Source organism: Microbacterium sp. SLBN-111, assembly GCF_049739645.1.
Taxonomy (GTDB): domain Bacteria; phylum Actinomycetota; class Actinomycetes; order Actinomycetales; family Microbacteriaceae; genus Microbacterium.
In genome coordinates this window covers 639806-657024 of sequence record NZ_JBMGQH010000001.1, presented here as the reverse complement: position 1 = coordinate 657024, position 17219 = coordinate 639806, and the positions used below count along the sequence as shown (strand labels likewise).

At 70.0% G+C, this 17219-nt stretch carries 19 protein-coding genes; 10 read left to right on the top strand and 9 right to left on the bottom strand.

Translation table 11 applies throughout. The annotated features are described in order from the left end of the window. Positions 1–36 precede the first annotated feature (36 nt). Positions 37–1806, bottom strand: coding sequence for a DUF4012 domain-containing protein (locus tag RKD05_RS03105; RefSeq protein WP_424707975.1), 1770 nt, complete (start codon positions 1804–1806; stop codon positions 37–39). Between the two features lie 85 nt (positions 1807–1891). Between RKD05_RS03105 and RKD05_RS03100 the strand changes: the two genes are divergently transcribed. Continuing rightward, positions 1892–2521: a hypothetical protein gene (locus RKD05_RS03100; protein WP_424707974.1), complete on the top strand. Its 630-nt coding sequence runs from the start codon at positions 1892–1894 to the stop codon at positions 2519–2521. Here RKD05_RS03100 and RKD05_RS03095 read toward each other — a convergent pair whose 3' ends face one another. After that, complete coding sequence (locus tag RKD05_RS03095; RefSeq protein WP_424707973.1) at positions 2522–3640, bottom strand: hypothetical protein; 1119 nt, start codon at positions 3638–3640, stop codon at positions 2522–2524. Further along, positions 3637–5304: a sensor histidine kinase gene (locus tag RKD05_RS03090; RefSeq protein ID WP_424707972.1), complete on the bottom strand. Its 1668-nt coding sequence runs from the start codon at positions 5302–5304 to the stop codon at positions 3637–3639. The genes RKD05_RS03095 and RKD05_RS03090 overlap by 4 nt, the downstream gene beginning before the upstream one ends. 178 nt (positions 5305–5482) lie before the next feature. Here RKD05_RS03090 and RKD05_RS03085 point away from each other — a divergent pair, with 178 nt between their 5' ends. Continuing rightward, positions 5483–6286: a fructose 1,6-bisphosphatase gene (locus tag RKD05_RS03085; protein WP_424707970.1), complete on the top strand. Its 804-nt coding sequence runs from the start codon at positions 5483–5485 to the stop codon at positions 6284–6286. 18 nt (positions 6287–6304) lie between these two features. On the opposite strand, the gene RKD05_RS03080 is transcribed toward RKD05_RS03085, so the two are convergent. Beyond that, positions 6305–7384, bottom strand: a complete 1080-nt coding sequence (locus RKD05_RS03080) for a hypothetical protein (protein WP_424707969.1) — start codon at positions 7382–7384, stop codon at positions 6305–6307. 146 nt (positions 7385–7530) lie between these two features. Between RKD05_RS03080 and RKD05_RS03075 the strand changes: the two genes are divergently transcribed. Then, on the top strand, positions 7531–9006 hold the full coding sequence (locus tag RKD05_RS03075; RefSeq protein ID WP_424707968.1) for a glycosyltransferase family 2 protein: 1476 nt from the start codon (positions 7531–7533) through the stop codon (positions 9004–9006). A gap of 97 nt (positions 9007–9103) precedes the next feature. On the opposite strand, the gene RKD05_RS03070 is transcribed toward RKD05_RS03075, so the two are convergent. Together RKD05_RS03070 and RKD05_RS03065 are read right to left on the bottom strand one after the other, a co-directional pair. After that, positions 9104–10102, bottom strand: coding sequence for a response regulator (locus RKD05_RS03070; RefSeq protein WP_424707967.1), 999 nt, complete (start codon positions 10100–10102; stop codon positions 9104–9106). A 137-nt stretch (positions 10103–10239) separates the two neighbouring features. Continuing rightward, positions 10240–11262, bottom strand: a complete 1023-nt coding sequence (locus RKD05_RS03065; RefSeq protein ID WP_424707966.1) for a glycoside hydrolase family 6 protein — start codon at positions 11260–11262, stop codon at positions 10240–10242. Between the two features lie 139 nt (positions 11263–11401). Between RKD05_RS03065 and RKD05_RS03060 the strand changes: the two genes are divergently transcribed. Beyond that, entirely contained in the window at positions 11402–11722 is a 321-nt protein-coding gene (locus RKD05_RS03060) for a hypothetical protein (RefSeq protein WP_022880497.1), read from the top strand. Between the two features lie 6 nt (positions 11723–11728). Here RKD05_RS03060 and RKD05_RS03055 read toward each other — a convergent pair whose 3' ends face one another. Further along, entirely contained in the window at positions 11729–12184 is a 456-nt protein-coding gene (locus RKD05_RS03055; RefSeq protein ID WP_424707965.1) for a MarR family winged helix-turn-helix transcriptional regulator, read from the bottom strand. A 201-nt stretch (positions 12185–12385) separates the two neighbouring features. Here RKD05_RS03055 and RKD05_RS03050 point away from each other — a divergent pair, with 201 nt between their 5' ends. After that, a complete protein-coding gene (locus RKD05_RS03050) occupies positions 12386–12715 on the top strand; it encodes a hypothetical protein (RefSeq protein WP_424707964.1) in 330 nt (109 codons plus the stop codon). A 37-nt stretch (positions 12716–12752) separates the two neighbouring features. Here RKD05_RS03050 and RKD05_RS03045 read toward each other — a convergent pair whose 3' ends face one another. Further along, complete coding sequence (locus RKD05_RS03045; protein WP_424707962.1) at positions 12753–13046, bottom strand: hypothetical protein; 294 nt, start codon at positions 13044–13046, stop codon at positions 12753–12755. A gap of 170 nt (positions 13047–13216) precedes the next feature. Between RKD05_RS03045 and RKD05_RS03040 the strand changes: the two genes are divergently transcribed. From RKD05_RS03040 to RKD05_RS03025, 4 genes are all read left to right on the top strand, one after another. After that, complete coding sequence (locus RKD05_RS03040) at positions 13217–13594, top strand: DoxX family protein (RefSeq protein WP_424707961.1); 378 nt, start codon at positions 13217–13219, stop codon at positions 13592–13594. Between the two features lie 7 nt (positions 13595–13601). Beyond that, positions 13602–14135, top strand: coding sequence for a 2'-5' RNA ligase family protein (locus RKD05_RS03035; protein WP_424707959.1), 534 nt, complete (start codon positions 13602–13604; stop codon positions 14133–14135). Further along, the gene (locus tag RKD05_RS03030) at positions 14129–14506 is read left to right on the top strand and encodes a PPOX class F420-dependent oxidoreductase (RefSeq protein WP_424707957.1); all 378 of its coding nucleotides are present in this window, start codon (positions 14129–14131) and stop codon (positions 14504–14506) included. Before RKD05_RS03035 ends, RKD05_RS03030 begins: the two co-directional genes overlap by 7 nt. Before the next feature lie 284 nt (positions 14507–14790). Beyond that, positions 14791–15282 (top strand): FBP domain-containing protein, encoded by a 492-nt coding sequence (locus RKD05_RS03025; protein ID WP_424707955.1) that lies wholly within the window; start codon positions 14791–14793, stop codon positions 15280–15282. 62 nt (positions 15283–15344) lie between these two features. Here the strand turns inward: RKD05_RS03025 and RKD05_RS03020 are convergent, their stop codons facing one another. Then, on the bottom strand, positions 15345–16163 hold the full coding sequence (locus tag RKD05_RS03020; protein ID WP_424707954.1) for an endo alpha-1,4 polygalactosaminidase: 819 nt from the start codon (positions 16161–16163) through the stop codon (positions 15345–15347). Positions 16164–16202: 39 nt separating this feature from the next. Between RKD05_RS03020 and RKD05_RS03015 the strand changes: the two genes are divergently transcribed. After that, positions 16203–17192 carry a hypothetical protein gene (locus RKD05_RS03015; protein ID WP_424707953.1) on the top strand — a complete coding sequence of 330 codons (990 nt, stop codon included), beginning with the start codon at positions 16203–16205 and terminating at the stop codon, positions 17190–17192. Positions 17193–17219: the final 27 nt, after the last annotated feature.

Below are 17219 nucleotides of genomic sequence, written 5' to 3'. Positions count from 1 at the left end.
CCAGCGGTGCGCCCCCAGCGCGATCCGCCTCTTCGACTATCCCTCATCCGCGCACGGGGCGCCATCGACGGGGATTTCGGTTGCGTAAAGCGTGGGTGTCGAGACCACTTCCAGGCCGACGGTCGGCGGCGTCGCGATCCGCAGATCCAGCGTCGCGGACTCACCGGGGGCGAGCAGCACCGACCACTTCAGCACCTCCCTTCCGCGATCGTCTCCGGCCACGAATCCCGGCGGTGCACCGCTGCCCGAGGCGTGACGGCTCTCGACGCGGGCATCCGGCGGGAGGGCGACGTAGACACCGGTGAGTGTTCGGCCGACGGGCACGCCGTACGCGCCGCCGCCCGTGACGTATCCGGGCAGCGTCGCCGGGTCCGGGGCGTCGTTGCGCAGCGTGACGCGGAGGCCGGCCGTGCCATCGGCACACCACGTCGCCGCCGCGCCGGTCCGCATGTAGTAGTCCATCTTGGAGCCCGTGCCGTCGTTCAGATAGACCCCGAGGGAGGTGCGCCGACCATCGCTGTCCGGGAGCGAACCCTGCAGGCTCGTTCCGTCGAGCACGGACTGCTCGTCCGGGGCGGCGTTCCAGACGAGCAATCGGCGTTCGCTGCCGACCCGGGCGAGTGCCTTCACGAGAGCGCCGGTGTCGGCACGTCCCTCGGCGAGGGCGTCGAAGACCGCCGCGGTGGCGGACTGGAAGAAGGCATCCTGGTCCTTCGGGTCGGGGTAGCGACGGTAGACCTCGTCGAGGAGGAGGGGAACGGCATCCGTGCTCGTCAGGACGTCGCCCGTGGGGAGGGTCACCGGACCGGTCGCTTCCAGCAGCGAAGAGAGGGCGACGGCATCGACCGCGATCACGCCGTCGACCTCCGTCCCCGTCTGGCGTCGCCACATCTCGCGCGCGAGGGGTGCGCCGACGGCGAAGTCGGGCACCTGCGTCACGTCCTGGATGTACTGCGCGGGGCGATCGTCGAAGAGGGGCCGGAGACCGTCCGGAAGCGCCGCGACGGGCTCGCCGCCGGCCTCGCGGAAGTCGGCCGACGAGGCCTGTGCGCTGAGGGAGAGGCGCCCGTGGTCGGTGTCGATCTGCGCCACGGCGCCGACGACGCCGCCCAGCGAACGCCACTCGGCATTGTTCTGGAACACCACGAGATACGATCTCGGTTGCTCGGACCCCAACATGGTCGTCAGGAGCTGGGTGGTGCGATGCAGCGCATCGGCGGCGTCGTACGCCTGCCCGAGGATCTCGCGTGCACGGGTGAACTGGTCCGCGACGAACGGGAGCGCGTCGCCGACGTCCACGGACGACATCTCTGCCATGGCATCCGCGAGGCTCACCCGGGCTGCGCGGGCGGTCGGCTCCCACGAGGCCAGCAGCTCCACGTCGTAGCCGCCGTCCGGCGTCCGCAGGGAACCCGAGGACAGGGCGGATGCCACGTCGCCGAGGCCGGTGAGGGCGCCGAGGGCGCGGTCGCCCGCGGCGGCCGCACCCGCCATCGCCGTCAGCTGCGGGCCGATCCACGGCACGGCTCCCGCCGCGGACCACACGGGGTCGTCCGTGAGCACGTGCGCCGCCGCGAGGTCGTCGGCGCTCGCGCCGAGTGAGCCGGTCCATCCCATGGGGTCGTCTCCGGCCGTGGTGACCGCACTCAGGGCAGCACGTGCGGCCGAGAGGTGCCGGTAGGCCATCGCCCCGCGCACGGCGATCCAGGCGACTGCGCCGAGCCCCAGGATCAGCACGATCGCGGTGAGGGTGACCAGCACCCGTTCGGCGGGGCCGACGGAACGGCGCGAGAAGCGAGGCGTCACGCGAGCACCCTAGGCCGTCGTCCCCGCCTGCGCCGCCACCGCCCGGTCGGACGCCTAGACTCGACAGAACATCACAGGAGGATTCATGGGGGATCGGGTGCGACGCGGTCGGGCCGCGCTCACTGCGTCCGGCGCGGTCACGATGGTTCTCGGACTCGCCGCGTGCGGAGCGCCACCGTGGGCCCAGGGCGGGGGAGAGCCGACCCCGTCGCCCACCACCCCGTCGGCATCGGCCGTGCCGGTTCCCACTCCCGTCTCCAACGACCTGTCCAGCGGGTCGACGCAGAAGAAGGTCACCGCCGGTGCCATCGCCGCGACCGTGAACTACTGGTCGACGCTGTCGATGGACCGTTGGACGGCGTCAGCCCTCAAGCCCGTCAGCATCTCGATGGTCACGACCGTCACGCCCGACGACGGGCAGAAGGTGTATCTGCAGCGCGCGACCATGACGGCGGTGCCGGGCAATGCGACGCAGTCGTTCGCCCCGCTCGCGCCGCAGGTCGATCAGAGCAACCCGCCGGGGTACCTGGTTCTGTCGCCGTACAGCTACTCCCAGACCTTCAACGTCGGAGAGGTCCCCGCTGAGGCGACCTTCGTGACGCTGCAGTTCACCTACGAGTTCCTCCTGCAGACCACGCCGACGTCGAGCGAGTTCGCCAAGCAGACCGCGAGCGACACCCTCACCGTCGCGATCGCGCCGTCCCCGGGCGGCTGATCACGCGCGGACGCGTTCCCACCGGTCTCCACCGAGACCGGTGGCGGTGAGTGCGGCGGCATCGGCTCGGCGCACCAGCTCCGCGAGGTCGTAGTCCCCCGACTCCGCCGGAACCCATCCGACGCTCGCCGACAGCTGGACTTCGGTCCACTCCTCGGCATCCATCTCGGTCACCCGGCGAAGAAGCGTGCGCACGTGTTCGCGCAGCACGGGACCGGGGCGGCACACCACCGCGACCATTCGTCCGCGGGCCGGACGGCCGAGGTCGGCCTCGGCGGGGAGGGAGAAGGCGACGAGGGTCTCGAAGGCCGCGACCGCGCGGTTCCAGTTGTTCTCGCCGATCGTACTGCGGATCTGGTCCGGGTCGTCGAGGTGGATGGCGAGCACAGCCCACGAGGTCTCCTGGAGTCGTCGGGCCCGTGCGAGGCGATCGGCGGCCGTGACGGAGAACTGCGGCCACGAACTCGCTGCGCGCGTTCCGACGGGGGACACCGACGTGAAGTACAGGACGCTGACCGTCGCGCACACGAGGTAGATCAGCATGGCGAGGCCGTTGAGGATCCGGGGGAGCTGCAGGTCCTGCGCGTTCGACGGGAGTGCGAGGCCGGCCACGACGATCGCGACGCCCAGGGCGACGAACCCGCTCGAGACAACCGTCAGAGGCAGGGCGAGTCGTTCCAGCCGGTCGGCGGCATGGCGCACCTCGGCGACCGTCAACCCCGCGAAGACCGCGGCGCCGAGGAACGCTACGCGGAACGTCATCCCGTACACCTGGGGCTGGACGGCGAGGACGAAGGCGAGAGCCGTCGCCGCCGACTGCAGCACGGCGATCCAGGGCAGGGCGGGGACGTTCCGGCGGGCGCGGAAGCCCGACCAGATGAGCGCGGGAGCGCCGAGCATGAGACCGAGGCCGGCCCGTCGGATCGCCTCGTCGTCCATGACCGAACCCGCCACCGAGATCCAGGTGCTCGTCATCGCCAGGACGAAGGCGAGAGACCACAGGAGGGCAGCCCTCGACGGGCGGTGGAGGAAACCCAGACCGATCACCATGACGGTGGCGAGCGTGGCCACGGTGGCCTGGGCCAGGCCCAGGTTGGCGAGTGTCTCCTGCGGTGTCATCCTTCGGTGGCCCCCGCCCGCGAGGGCAGCCGAACGGTGACCGTGGTGCCGGTCCCGACCTCGCTCTCGAGTTCGAGGGAGCCGCCCTGCTCCTCGATGATGCTGCGCACGATCCCCATCCCGAGCCCGGTGCCGGGCGTCGCGCTCTCTCGGGCGGCGCGGGCACGGAAGTACGGATCGAAGATCCGCGGCAGGTCTTCGGGATGGATGCCGATCCCGCTGTCGGCGAAGGACAGTTCGACGTGGTCGTCGAAGACCGTCCCCGTGATGTGGACGCTCCCGCCGCCCGGGGTGTATTTGATGGCGTTGCTGAGGATGTTGTCGAACGCCTGCCGCAGCCGGAATCCGTCCCCGACCACCTCCGCGGAGGCGGGGAGGTCGTCGCTCACGCCGACGCGGCGGGCGGCCGCGGCGGGACGGAACGATTCGAGGGATGAGGCGATGATGCGGCTGGCATCCGTCGTCGTCGCCGTCTTCTCCTCGCGGAAGACGCCCCGCGAGTTGGCGAGGATCTCCGAGATCAGGGTCTGCATGCGCTCGCCGGCACCCGCGATGACCTCGAGTTGTTCGCGCACCTTGGGTGTGAGGTCCGGTGCGTCCAGCGCCAGGTCGGCGTGCCCGATGATCGCGGTGAGCGGGTTGCGCAGCTCGTGGGAGACCGTCGCAGCCAGGCGCTCGCGAGCCCGCTCGGCCTCGATCAGCGCGGTGATGTCATGCACGATCAGCAGCGTGCTCTCGGGCTCGTCGGACGACACGAGGCGCCGCGTGGAGGCGGAGAGCGCGTGCCAGTCGCCCTGCGCGTCGAAGAGCCATACGCGTTCGTCCTCGAACTGCTCGCCGCGCGCCGCCCGCGCGAACGGACGGTCGGCCTCGGGCAGCGGCTCGCCCCGGAGCGTCGCATACTCGACGGCCCCGCCCGGACGCGAGGGCTCGTCGCGCTCGATCCCGTAGAGGTTGACGTACGTGTCGTTCAGGGCGAGGACCTCGCCATCGGCCGAGAGACGGGCGATCCCCGTGTCGAGACCGTTGAGCATCTGCGACACGCGACGCTCCTGTCCGGTCACGCGCTGTAGCGTTCCCTGGAGCCTGTTCGCCTGCCGTCGGAGCAGTTGTTTGAACGCGCGCGTCTGGCGCGAGGACAAATATGCCGTGATGGCTATGAACGTCAACGAGAGCAGCACGACGATCAATCGAAGGGCCGTCACCGGTCCGGTGCCGTTCGCCGAGGCATCCGCGACGATGATCACGCCGACGGTCGCCAGGGCCGCGATCATCATGCTGAGGACGAAATGGGTGGCGATCCAGGTGATGGGGAAGACCCAGAAGAATCCGAACCGGAGGTCGGTGCCGAAGCTCAGCAGCCCGATCCCGACGATGTCGCCGAACGGAATGAGTGCCACCGCGTTGCGGGGCAGCCGGTGCCAGGGGACCATGATCGCGACGGCGGTCAGGGCGATGACGACGCCCACTCCGGTGGAGAACGTCCACACGGCGAAGAGGGACGGCTCGAGCGCCTGGACGAGGAGCACCGTGATCACGACGCTCGCGCCGAGGACGAGCTGCAGCAGCCAGACGGAGCGAGTGCGGCTGCTCGGTCCGCCGGTGTCGTCGCCGTCCGCGGCGACGGGTGATGTCGCCGACGGGACGCTCCTCACGGCTGCCATGTGATCGAGTGTATAGACGATGGTGTAGTCTTCTGCGCGCCATCCTGTCTCTGCTCGCCCTTTCGCGTCCTACCCGTCGCGTCGTCCGGTCAGACTCCCCCTGAGGCCTGCATCCCGCAGCGTGATGGTCGTTCATCGACCTCTGCGCGCCCGCGCCCTCAGACTCTGGAGAGACCCCGTGAGCAGCTCCTCTCACCGCCGTATCGTGCGCGCCCTTGCGCTCGCCGCCGTCGTCGCCCTCGGTGGGCCGATCACCCTCAGCGGGTGCACGCAGGTTGTCGACGCCTTCAACGCCATCCAGGCCCAGACCTCCGGAGGCGGCCAATCGGTGGTCGTGGCGACCCCCGCCCCGCAGGCGACGTCGACGGCCATGCCGTTCGACTCGCGCTTCACGTACGACGGCTCGGTCTCGCTCTCGACGGAGGTGGCCGACGGTCTGGAACTGCGCCTCGACGTGTGGGCGGACGATCCGAAGCGCACGATGGAATGGACGACGTCGAACGAGAAGCAGTTCGGCTTCGCGCTCAACGTGCACGACAACCGCGTCGACGAGAAGGCGGTCCTCGCGCAGAAGCGCCGCGTCTACATCTCGTCGGTCTCCATCACTTCGCAGACGGCGCAGTCCAGCGGACAGGTGTCGAGCCCGTTCCAGTTCAGCGCCGACCCGCGCACCCTCGTGCCGTCGGACACGCTGCGCTCGGACCGCGGCCTGCTGCTCAACAGCTTCCAGGGCGGGCTGCTCGTGCCGTCGACCTCGATCCGTCAGCTGCCCAACGACACCTACGGCATCACGCTCGAATTCGCGCTGAACATCTCCGTCGAGGGCACGGCCAACTCGGACACCTCGTTCACCCAGCAGACGGTGTACCAGTACCTGCCGATCGCCATCTTCGCGTCGGACGGCTCCGCCGCGGCGAGTCAGCCCGCCGCCTCGACCTCGAGCAATGGCCGCGCACCCGGGTGGGGTCAGACGAGCAAGTGACCGTGAGCGCGCCGGGGCTCAGCCGTGGGGGATCACGCCCGAGCCCGGGCGCAGTCGCCGACTCTCCATGAGCAGCGATAGGTCGTGCACGTCCGAGACGATGTGGTGCTCGAACACGAGGTCGGGCGTGTCGGTGTAGTCGATCAGCGGCATGTGTCCCGCGAACGCCCGGCGCACCTGCGCCTCGGCCTCGGTACGCGGGACCGAGGAGTCCCGGAGGACGAACACCGTGTCCCGCGCCGGGACGCCGGCGAAGGCGTCCGGGAGAGCTTCGTGCGCCGCGTCGACGAGGACCGTGATCATCTCGTCCGCGCGCTCGCTGCGGTGGGCCGCCCGAATGAGATCGATCTCGGGGATGCGGACGATGAGGACGTTGATGTTCCCCTGCGCGCGGAGCATGTCGCCCGCGGTCCGGCGGAGGTTCCGGCGGTCGTGCGCGCGCGTACCCGGCGCCGGGTCGTCGTCCAGCTCGCGTCCCAGCCGCACGGAGCCGTATCCCATGGCCACGATGGCCAACGCACTGAGGATGGTCGTGATCTGCGTCGACGCGGTGTGCTCCCACAGCGTCGACGACATTCCGGCGGTCACTCCCAGTGCGACCCGGTAGAGGTTGTAGGCGCCGAAGACGCTCAGGGTGAGCATCAGGACGCTCGCCCCGGACAGTTCGCTGAGCGGCCGTCGTGCGAATTCGGCGGCGGCGAGGGCCGCGAAGATCGCAAGACCGGCGGTCTTGATCAGCGTGGCCTCGTCGAGCGGCACGACGAAGGTCACGGCGAGCATCAGGATGCCGGCGGCGCCGGTGGTCACGGCGCCGATGGCGCGGCGCGAATTGAGGCGCCGCGCTCCCGCCCACGCGAGACCGACGGTGACGACGTTCGTCGCGTTTCCGACGGCCGCGGAGACGGTGCCCCCTCCCGACGCCTCGATCACGTTGGCGAGCGAGCACGCGAGGGCGGCCAGCGCGGCGACGCCCATGTACCGGACGAGCTCGGCGCGGGGACCGCCGCGGTCGTCGCCGTGGCGGCCATGCGCCAGGAAAAGTGCGGCGCCCGCCACGGAAGCTGCAGCGATAGCGGCGAGGAGGTCGAGAACGACCATCGTCGGAACTCTCCCTGCGCCGGGCCCCGGGGGAATCTTGAGGAAACCTTGCGGGGACGGTGGTCATGTGCGGCGGTGGCCTTGCGGTGAACCTACCAGAGTGGGACCCGGCTGAACCGCCGCCCCACCGACAGGAAGACACCGCCATGACCGATGCGCGAAGCTTCGCTCCCCAGAGCCGGGCGCTCACCTACCCCGCGGGGGCAGCGGCCGGTCCGGTCGTCGAGGAGCACGCGTTCCCCGACGACTTCGCGTCGGTGCTCGAGCACGCGACGGTGCACCGGTCGACGATCGGGTGCATCATCCCCGCGTACAACGAGGAGGAGTCGATCGCTCAGGTGATCGAGGCGCTCCTCGGGCAGACGCGCGTTCCGGATGTCATCCATGTCGTCGTCAACAACACCTCGGATGCCACGGTCAAGATCGCCTCCGAATACAGCGGTCCTCACGAGATCACGACCGACCTCGGCGAGCAGTTCACCGAGGTCTTCGTGCACGACATCGGCAAGAACCCCGACAAGAAGGTCGGCGCCCTGAACTACGGCTACTCGCTCGTCGAGGGCTACGACTACCTGCTGGGCGTCGACGGCGACACCATCGCCGACAGCAAGGCCGTGGAGTACCTCGAGACCGAGGCCGTCTCGGACTCCCGGATCGGCGGCATCTCGGCCATTTACACGATCGACGACAAGCCGATCAAGGGGATGATCGCCCGCTTCCTCACGGCCGGCCAGCGCACGCAGTTCGCCGCGTTCAACCTGCAGAACCTGCTGCGCGGGCGCAACATGGCCGTGCTCGGCGGTCAGTTCTCGATCTTCTCGACCAACGCCCTGCGCGAAGCGATGAAGCAGAACCACCAGGTCACCCCGTGGGTCAAGGACTCCGAGGTGGAGGACTCGTTGCTGTCGCTGCAGATCAAGAGCGCCGGCTACCTCACGAAGATCAGCCCCTACGCCCGCGCCAACGTCGGCGGCATGACCACCCTCTCGGGCTACGACGCGCAGCAGGTCAAGTGGACCTACGGTGCGATCGAGCTCATGTGGCCCGGTCAGCGCGGAGACACGAAGGGGCAGCCCTTCCACCCGAACCTGCGCCTGCGGTGGTTCGAGAACTTCGGCATGCTGACCAACCTCTTCGTCCGCGTGGCGTTCCTCACGCTGCTCGCCGGATCGCTGTCGATCCACGCCTTCGTCTTCTCGCCCCTGTGGCTGATCCCGCCGGTCGTGGCGATGCTGCTCAACCTGCGCATCGCGCGCACGATGGCCGCGGTGAACCGCACCGACGTGCTGTTCGCGGTGCTGTTCTTCCCCGCCGAGATCTTCATGTGGATCCGCATCAGCCACTTCGTGCGCTCATGGACCCGCTTCCTCTCGCGGAAGAAGGTCGACAACTGGGCGATGCAGGCCAAGGCCGAGCGCGGCGGCGGCCTCGGTCACTGGGCGCCGATGGTCGTCCTCATCGGGGTCGCGATCGCCCTCGCCGTCATCTGGGTGCTGGTCGGTCCGGTCGTCCAGTCCTCGATCCTCTGGATCGGCTGGCCCATCGTCGGCGTCGTCACCGTCCTCCAGACGCTCCTCATGTTCTCCAAGCTCGTCCGTCGTCACCACGGATACAAGGTCTGATCGCGACCCGAACGCATCAGAAGAAACGGATGCCTCGGCCCTGGGGAGGGTCGAGGCATCCGTGATGTCCGGGGGCGTTCGCGACGGAACGAGCGGGTCACGGGGCGGTCATCGTCTCCGACGTCAATCGGTAGCCGACGCCGCGCACGGTCTCGATGTAGCGCGGGTTGGCGGGGTTGTCGCCGAGCTTGCGGCGGAGGTTCGTCATGTGCGCCTCGATCGCGCGCTTGTCGGCCTCGCCCACGAAGTAGCTCGTGACGTACGACTCGCCACGGAGGACGAGCGTGAGGTCGGCCTTGCTCCGCACGCGTCGCTTCGACTCCATGAGCGTCGCGAGCAGGTCGAACTCGGTACGGGTGAGCTCGAGCTCGTACCCGTCGACCAGCACGACGCGGCTGTCGGGGTCGAGCCGAAGGTCGCGGTGCACGACCCACGTGCCCCCCGTCGGGGTCAGATCCCCGTGCGCCTGCGGAACGATGTCCGCTCCGGGGCGGGGCGCCAGGTCGTTGCCCGGGACGGTGGTCCAGGGCGCGGGGCCCTGCGACGACGGAACGACCACCGGAGTGCTCGGCGCCGGGGGTGCGGCAACGGGGGCCTGCTCGTACTGCGGCGCGGCGGGTGCCACCTGCGGGACGGATTCGACGGGGGGTCGGGCCTGCGGGAAAGAAGGCCCGACGGAGTCCTGGCGCGGCGCCGTCACGGCCGGCGCGCCCGCGCGCGGGCGACGCAGGAGTGCCTCGATGCGCGCGCGCAACTCGCGGGGACGGAACGGCTTGACGACGTACTCGTCCGCGCCGGCACCGAGTCCCAGCACGACATCGGCCTCTTCCTCGAGACCGGTGAGCATGATGATGTACGTGTCGCTCTGCTGGCGGATGCGGCGAGCGGCCTCGAAGCCGTCGATACCGGGCATGTTCACGTCGAGAGTCGTGATGAGGGGCTGGTAGGCGATGACCGCACGCACGCCGTCGATGCCGTTGCCCACGGACACGGTGGAGAAACCGGCCGATTCAAGAACCTCGACGAGGAGATGCCGGATATCCGGGTCGTCCTCGACGATCACGGCCGTCTTCAGCAACTCTGTGCTGTCGCTCATCCCACCACTCTTCCGGCTTCGCACGTTCGCGTGCCCGCACTCTCCCCCGAGGTACGGCGGTCTCCACTGCGACCGAGCGCCATCTTTACATATTTCGGGGGGTTAAAGGTTTACGCGCGTCCCGGACCCGGCGGCGGTCAGCGGCTCTCACGGGTCAACTCGACCGCGGCATCCGGCCACCACGTTCCGGCGGCGGGTCCGCCGTTGCACTCGCCGTCGCTCTCGCCCGGGGGTTTGATCCACAGTGTCGTGTCCACGACGTCGTCGCCGTAGGCGCCGCTGGGTGCCCCGACGAGGCGGTCGGCGGGGTTGCACCACTGCGATCCGGCCGGTCCGGCGCCGTTACGGGACGTGTCGATGATCGCGTGCGTGCCACCCAGGAGGTCGGACAGCTGATGGGCGTAGGCGAACTCGTTCGCCGTGTCCTGATAGTTCGAGACATTCAGCGCGACGCCGCGGACGTCGCCGAGGAGTCCCGTGGAGCGCAACAGGTCGGCCATCTCGTTCGCGGGATGCCAGGCCGAATGGCCGCCGTCGAGGTAGATCCACGTGTCGACCCCGCGGATGTTCTCCACGGCGGTGCGGAGGTATCCGGAGCGGTCCTGCAGAGAACCGCACGACGGGGCGAGCGCGATGCTGTCGGGTTCGAGCACCACGATCTTGCGCACGTCGGAGGCGTTCCGCAGCGCATCGCCGATGCGGGACGTCCACTCCCGGTAGGCGTCGGGGTCCAGACCACCGGCGGAGTGGTTGCCGCAGTCGCGGTCGGGGAGACCGTAGACGGCGATCGACATCGTGGCATCCTGAGCGCGGGCTTCGGATGCCAGGTGGGCCACGCGGTCCCACACCTCGCCGACGGGATCGATCTCCGGCGTGAGCCAATAAGTGGTGGGCTGTGCGGCGAGCCACGTCGCTGCGTCCGCCTCGGGGGAGCCCGGCTGCTCCTGTGCCGCAGCCTTGGCGGCCTTCGATTCGTCCGGGGTCACGATGCGTGTGTCGACGGCAGGCGGTCTCGCCGACAGGGTCTGGAAGAGATTCGTCACGAGCGAGCCCACCACGGCGATTCCGGCGAGGAGCGCGACGACGACCACGACGGCCCCGCCCACCAGGACCGGCCGCGGAATCCGACGCCAGCGGCCCGGGCGGTGCGCTCTCCCCACCCCAGGGACTCTAGTCGAGGCCGCGGGGAGGAAGGATCGGGTGGCCGCCTGACCCCGTTCCGCGTAGATTCTGGACGGGATCCGAAAAGTGTCCGTGCGTCAACGGTGGTTAACTGCGCTGAGCGGATACCCTTTATCCGTGGGAAAACTGGTTTACAACGCGCTCGGTCAGTCGTTCGACATCGAAGACCGGACGCTCGCCCACCTGCGACTGGTGTTCATGAACAAGCTGCGTCGCGGCGAGCCCTTCATGTTCCACTTCCCGGTCGGCGACGGCAGCGGGACCCGAAGCCTGTGGATCCACCCGTCGATCCCCCTCGTGTTTCACTTCTACGGCAGCAGGCCGCCGCACGTGAACCGTCGATGGGTCGACGAACTCATGCACGAGGCGAGTTCGCCGAACGGACTCACGGTCGTGGCGGAGCCGGATCCCGATGCCGTGGAGCAGGCCACGGCGTGAGGCCCGTCAGCGGCACTCGGCGTCGACGACCTCTCGCACGCGGTCGAGGAAGTCGGCCAGCTGACTCGCCGCGCCATCCGGAAGATCGAGAGCGAACTCGCGGATGCGTGCCGTGACGGGGTCGATCGCGTCGGCATCCGTACTCCGGTCGAAGGGCACGACGAACTTGCTCCGGCGGTCCGCGGGATTGGCGACGAATCCGATCAGGCCACCGGCGGCCAGGCGGTCCAGCATGCCGGTCACCGATGCGGTCGAGACCGCCAGCGCCTGCGCGATCTCCGTGGGCGTCACCGTACCGCCCTCGTCCGTCCGTTCGAGGATCAGGCGCATCGCCGCGCGGGCGTTCTCGCTCGGGCCGCAGTCGGTCTGTCGCCGCCGTGCCAGCCGGGCCTCGGCCAGCCGCAGTCGTTCGACGGCGCGGGCGGCGACCGTGGAGGGGTCGTCTTCGGTCACGATCGTCATGGCTCTCCTGTAAGGGTCCGGCCGCCCGATGCGACAGTCTAGTTAGGCAAACGAGATTCCAGTGGCGCGATACATCTGACGACGACCCCGGTGAGGCGAAAGAAACTTGGCGGTCCACCGATATATCGCCGGAATTCACTTTGTGATAGTTAGGCAACCTAGTAAAATATTGAGTGCCGAAACCTCCGGAAGGAGACGCTCATGGGCCTACTGTTCTACGGCTCTTCCGAGCGCCCGATCCGGATCCCGGATCGCGTGCTCGCCCACGTGAAGGTCGTGATCGCGACGAAGCTCCGCCGCGGCGAGAGCTTCACCATGTCGTGGCGTCACCCCGAGGGCGAAGAGGGCGGCCGCAGCACGATCTGGATCCAACCGTCGATCCCGCTGCGGTTCGTGTTCGGCTCCGTGGAGCCGGAGATGCTCGACCCGGGGCTGCTCCAGACCTATGCCAACTCGGCGAACTCGTCGAGCGGTCTCACGATCGATGTGGACGTTCCGGCGACTGCCGAAGCGACGGCGCGTCGCGCCTGAATCGGGGACGCGCGGCGCGCGGCCGGAACGTCGCACGTCAGAACCGACCCGCCGCGTGGCGATGCGCGATGAGCGACATCCACTGCATGCCCGGACACGGTGGGGCCGATCGACCGCGCATGCGCTCCCACGCCTCCACGTAGATGCCCTCGAGAAGGGCAGCGGCCCGGTCGGCATCCCGTGTCAGCGTGAGGAGCACGGCGTACACGCGCGGGGACGTGGCGTCGTAGAAGTCGACGAACGCGTCGCAGTCGCCGGTCGCCGCACGGATGAGAAGCGCGTCCAGATCGGCTTCGCCGAGGGCAGCGCGCGGGCTGTCGGTGAGCGTCATGGGCACCTCCTCCGTCGACGTTTCCTCAGTCAACCGCGCCATGCGTGACGCGTCCGGGGGTTGCGCTTCGCGGGCGGTTCGCGTAGCGGCCCTTGCCTCGGGTCAACGGTCTCCCGCGGCGGTCCGTCAAGCCCGGGTCCTGCGGCCCTCCGGCGCTCTAGCCTGACGGCATGAGAACGCTCGTCCGTTGGGCTCTGGCCCTGGCAATGACCTTCGCCGGTGTGGCTCACCTGACGTTCGCCCGCCGTGATTTCCAGGCGCAAGTACCGGATGCCGTCGCCCGGTACGGTCCGCTCGACCGCGACGCGGTGGTCGTGGCATCCGGGGTCGTCGAGATCGCCTTCGGGATCGCGCTCGTGGCGCTGCCGAAGGAACGACGGCGGGTCGGCGCGGCTCTGGCGGCCTTCTACGTGGCGATCTTCCCGGGCAACGTGGACCAGTGGCGCAAGAAGCGCTCCGCCTTCGGCCTGGACACCGATCGCCGCCGCTTCACCCGCCTGTTCTTCCAACCCCTGCTGGTGGCCGCGGCGTGGTGGTCGACGCGCTGACGCGCCGATGACCTCCGTCGTCAGCCTCGAGCTGGTGCTCGACGAGGCCGCGGACGCCGAGATCCGACGCGAGTGGACGCTGCTCGACGACGCCGGTCTGCCGAGCCAGGCGCAGCACACCGGCGCGAGCAACCGGCCCCACATCACTCTGCTCGTCCGCGCCTCCCTCGGGGATCTCGCGACGGAACCGCTCGAGGATCGCCTGCCGCTCGACCTCGACCTCGGCGCGCCCCTGCTGTTCGGCACCGGTCGCACCCGCGTGCTGGCGCGTTCCGTCGTCCCCCGCGCGGATCTCCTGGCCCTCCACGCGGCCGTTCACGTGCTCGCCGGCCCGGGAGACGACGTTCCGCACACGGTGCCGGGGGAGTGGACACCGCACGTGACCCTGGCGCGGCGCCTTCCGCTCGACCGCGTGGGGGAGGCGCTGGCGGCCGTACCCGGGAGCCCGGTCGTCGCCCGGGTCGTCGGCATCCGACGATGGGATGCCGGCATCCGGACGGTCTCGCACGTCGCCGGTCGTGGGACGCTGGAACCGTGCTGACCGACGACGCCCTCGCTTTCCTCTCCGAATACCACCTGGCCACGCTCTCGACCATCGGACGTTCGGGGCGCGTGCACGCCGTTCCCGTGGGGTTCACGTACGAGGACGGCGTGGCGCGGGTCATCGGGTCGCGCGGCACCCAGAAGTTCGTCAATGCCGAGCGGTCCGGCCGCGCGTCCCTCTGCTCCGTCGACGGCGCGCGCTGGATCAGCCTCGAGGGGCCGGCGCGCGTCACGGACGAGCCTGCTGCGGTCGCGCATGCCGTCGATCTGTACGCCGCTCGCTATCGCCAGCCGCGCGTGAACCCCGAGCGCGTCGTTCTCGAGATCGCGGTCGAGCGAGTGCTCGGATCGGCGCCGTTCCGTTCCTGAGCGGCGTACGCTCGACGCATGTCCTCTTTCCGCTCCGCTATGCCCCTCGGGCGTGAGGAGGTCGTCGGTGCGCGCAGCGCCGACGGCAGAGGCGCGAACGGACCCGTGGTCCTCGCCGCCTGAGCGGCGACGTCGCGCGACCCTTCGGTCGCGCGCCCACGCACACCCGCGCGACGTCCGTCGGCGCGGGATCATCCGTTCGCCCGCGCATCGCCGCGGGTGCCCCCCCCCCCCCCCCCCCCCCCCCCCCGACCGGATCGTTCCGGTCCACCGATGGGACCCTCATGATCGCCCTCACCGAATCCACCCTCCGAAACAGTTTCGTCAACGTCTCCCTGCGCGAGCGCAAGGCGATCGTCGCGCCCGCCGACCTCGCGGACCGCGACTGGGACCGCCTCGACTACCTCGGCTGGCGCGACCCCAAGTCGCCGTTCCTCGGCTTCGTCGTCGCCGAGATCGATTCCGTCCCGTTCGGACTCCAGCTGCGGCAGGCCGAACAACCCACCCGCTCGCGTCCGCAGTGCTCGTGGTGCTCCGACGTCACGCTGCCCAACGACGTCGTGTTCTTCTCGGCTCGACGGACGGGGCGTGCGGGCAAAGCCGGCAACTCCGTCGGCACCCTCCTGTGCGCCGGGTTCGAATGCTCGAAGAACGTCCGCCGACTCGATCCGCCGGCGTACCTCGGCCACGATGCCGCGGCGGCGCGCGATCGTCGGATCGAGTCCCTGCGTGCGCATGTGGACGGGTTCTTCCGCGACCTCATGAGCGAGGACTGAGCGGCGAGGCCCCGGGGCCGGCGGCTCCGGGGCCCGACGGTCGCTCCAGCGGGTGCCGCGGGCTAGGGCTCGGGACAGGTCGCGAAGACGTACTCGGCGGAGCCGGGTGCCGAGAGTCGGCGGTCACGGAGCACCGTGGTGGCGGGGGTGGTCTCGTCGGCGCACATGTCCGCGAACGAGCGGGGCAGCTGATCGCTGTACTCGATGTCGATCACCCGCGACCCGTAGACGTCCGTGTAGGTGCCGCACTCGTCGAAGGCCGCGCACTCCTCGGCGACGGCGAAGTCGAAGCCCGCGGCATCCCGCAGCTCGCGCGCGAACTCCGCCGCGTTCTTCTGGCCGGCGGCGAGGCCCGCCTCGTGCGCCGTCGTCACGAGCGCCGCCGCGACGGCGGCATTGTCCTCGAGCGTGAGCGCGCCGTCGGTGCGGGTGAACGTGTCCAGGTTGTCGAACTCGACCGCACGGAACCCGGATGCCGCGCACCCGCGGATCCACGGAGCGACGTGCTCCACCACCCGATCCCGCTTCTCCGCGGTGGACGTGTCGACGAGACGCTCGTCGGGCCAGTCGGGGTCGATGACCGGTCGCCCGTCGCGTTCGAGCAGGGTGCCCTCCGGCCACTCCGCGCTCTCGCCGGGCTGCGTCTGGAAGGCGTTGACGTAGCAGACCGAGTACACGCCGTCGGCCGGATCGGCGGTGCGGTCGCGGACGACGAGGCCCACACCCTCCGCCGGGGCATATGGCTCACCGAGCTGATAGTCGACGCGGGCACCGACCGGGAAGGCGACCGATCCGTCGGGCGGTGTCGACTCCGCCGGCGCGCACGCGGTGAGGGCCAGGACGAGCGCGGTGACGCCGGCGAGGAGGAGGGCGCGCGGCATGCGACCACCCTACGGGCGTCGCCTGGGATACTCGACGCGATGAACCGCACCATCGCCGCCGTGATCGCGCTCGCCGCCGCTGTGGCCGCACTCGCGGGCTGCGCCCCCGAACCCGAGGCGCAGCCCGCCGCCACGGTCGTTCCCTGTGCGCCCGGCGCCGTCCCCGTGGGGGAGGGGGCCGAATCGCTGCAGGCCGCCCTGGACGCGGCGGTTCCGGGAACCGTGCTGCAGCTCTCGGCCACGGTGTACCGGGGGCGCTTCCACGCGGCCGTGGCCGCGACCGCGGAGGCGCCCATCATCGTGTGCGGCTCGGCAGGAACGGTGCTCGACGGCGGCGACGTCGCGGACGGGTACACGTTGCATCTGGAGGGCGCGGCCTACTGGGACATCCGCGACCTCGAGGTGCGCGGGGGTCAGAAGGGGGTGGTTCTGGATGCCACGACCCACTCGACTCTGAGCGGAATGACGATCTCCGACGTCGGCCAGGAGGGTCTGCACCTGCGCGCCGGGAGCACCGACAACACCGTCCGCTCGGTGACGATCGAACGCACCGGCCGGACGGATCCCGAGTTCGGCGAGGGCGTGTACGTCGGATCCGCCGAGTCGAACTGGTGCCGGTACACCGACTGCGGCCCCGACCGCAGCGACCGCAACACCTTCACGAATCTCGTCGTGCGCGATACGACGGCGGAGGCGCTCGACGTCAAGGAGGGCACGACCGGCGGGGTCGTGCGCGACTCGTCCCTGTCCGTCGGCTCCGCGTCGGTCGTCGACAGCGGCGTGGACCTCAAGGGGTCGGAGTGGCGGCTCGAGGGCAACACCGTCGCAGGACCGGTGGATGCCGTCAGTATCCACGTCATCCTCGCCCCGTGGGGGACCGCGAACGTCGTGGCGGGGAACGACCTGCGGCCGGGGGCGGGCGGCGTCGGGGTCGCCGTCGTCGGCCCGGCCCGTGGACAGGGCAACGTCGTCGGCTGCGACAACAGCGTCCCGTCGGGCGTGTCCCTCACGGACGTTGCGTGCGCGTAACACGGACGCGGTAATCTTCACTGTCTC

Excerpts from the sequence above, each read along its gene's own strand:
- RKD05_RS03035 (WP_424707959.1), top strand. The coding sequence starts at position 13,602 with ATGACCTCCGTCGTCAGCCTCGAGCTGGTGCTCGACGAGGCCGCGGAC.
- RKD05_RS03045 (WP_424707962.1), bottom strand. The coding sequence starts at position 13,046 with ATGACGCTCACCGACAGCCCGCGCGCTGCCCTCGGCGAAGCCGATCTG.
- RKD05_RS03080 (WP_424707969.1), bottom strand. The coding sequence starts at position 7,384 with ATGGTCGTTCTCGACCTCCTCGCCGCTATCGCTGCAGCTTCCGTGGCG.
- RKD05_RS03020 (WP_424707954.1), bottom strand. The coding sequence starts at position 16,163 with ATGCCGCGCGCCCTCCTCCTCGCCGGCGTCACCGCGCTCGTCCTGGCC.
- RKD05_RS03090 (WP_424707972.1), bottom strand. The coding sequence starts at position 5,304 with ATGGCAGCCGTGAGGAGCGTCCCGTCGGCGACATCACCCGTCGCCGCG.
- RKD05_RS03050 (WP_424707964.1), top strand. The coding sequence starts at position 12,386 with ATGGGCCTACTGTTCTACGGCTCTTCCGAGCGCCCGATCCGGATCCCG.
- RKD05_RS03100 (WP_424707974.1), top strand. The coding sequence starts at position 1,892 with ATGGGGGATCGGGTGCGACGCGGTCGGGCCGCGCTCACTGCGTCCGGC.
- RKD05_RS03040 (WP_424707961.1), top strand. The coding sequence starts at position 13,217 with ATGAGAACGCTCGTCCGTTGGGCTCTGGCCCTGGCAATGACCTTCGCC.
- RKD05_RS03055 (WP_424707965.1), bottom strand. The coding sequence starts at position 12,184 with ATGACGATCGTGACCGAAGACGACCCCTCCACGGTCGCCGCCCGCGCC.
- RKD05_RS03015 (WP_424707953.1), top strand. The coding sequence starts at position 16,203 with ATGAACCGCACCATCGCCGCCGTGATCGCGCTCGCCGCCGCTGTGGCC.
- RKD05_RS03070 (WP_424707967.1), bottom strand. The coding sequence starts at position 10,102 with ATGAGCGACAGCACAGAGTTGCTGAAGACGGCCGTGATCGTCGAGGAC.
- RKD05_RS03095 (WP_424707973.1), bottom strand. The coding sequence starts at position 3,640 with ATGACACCGCAGGAGACACTCGCCAACCTGGGCCTGGCCCAGGCCACC.
- RKD05_RS03075 (WP_424707968.1), top strand. The coding sequence starts at position 7,531 with ATGACCGATGCGCGAAGCTTCGCTCCCCAGAGCCGGGCGCTCACCTAC.
- RKD05_RS03025 (WP_424707955.1), top strand. The coding sequence starts at position 14,791 with ATGATCGCCCTCACCGAATCCACCCTCCGAAACAGTTTCGTCAACGTC.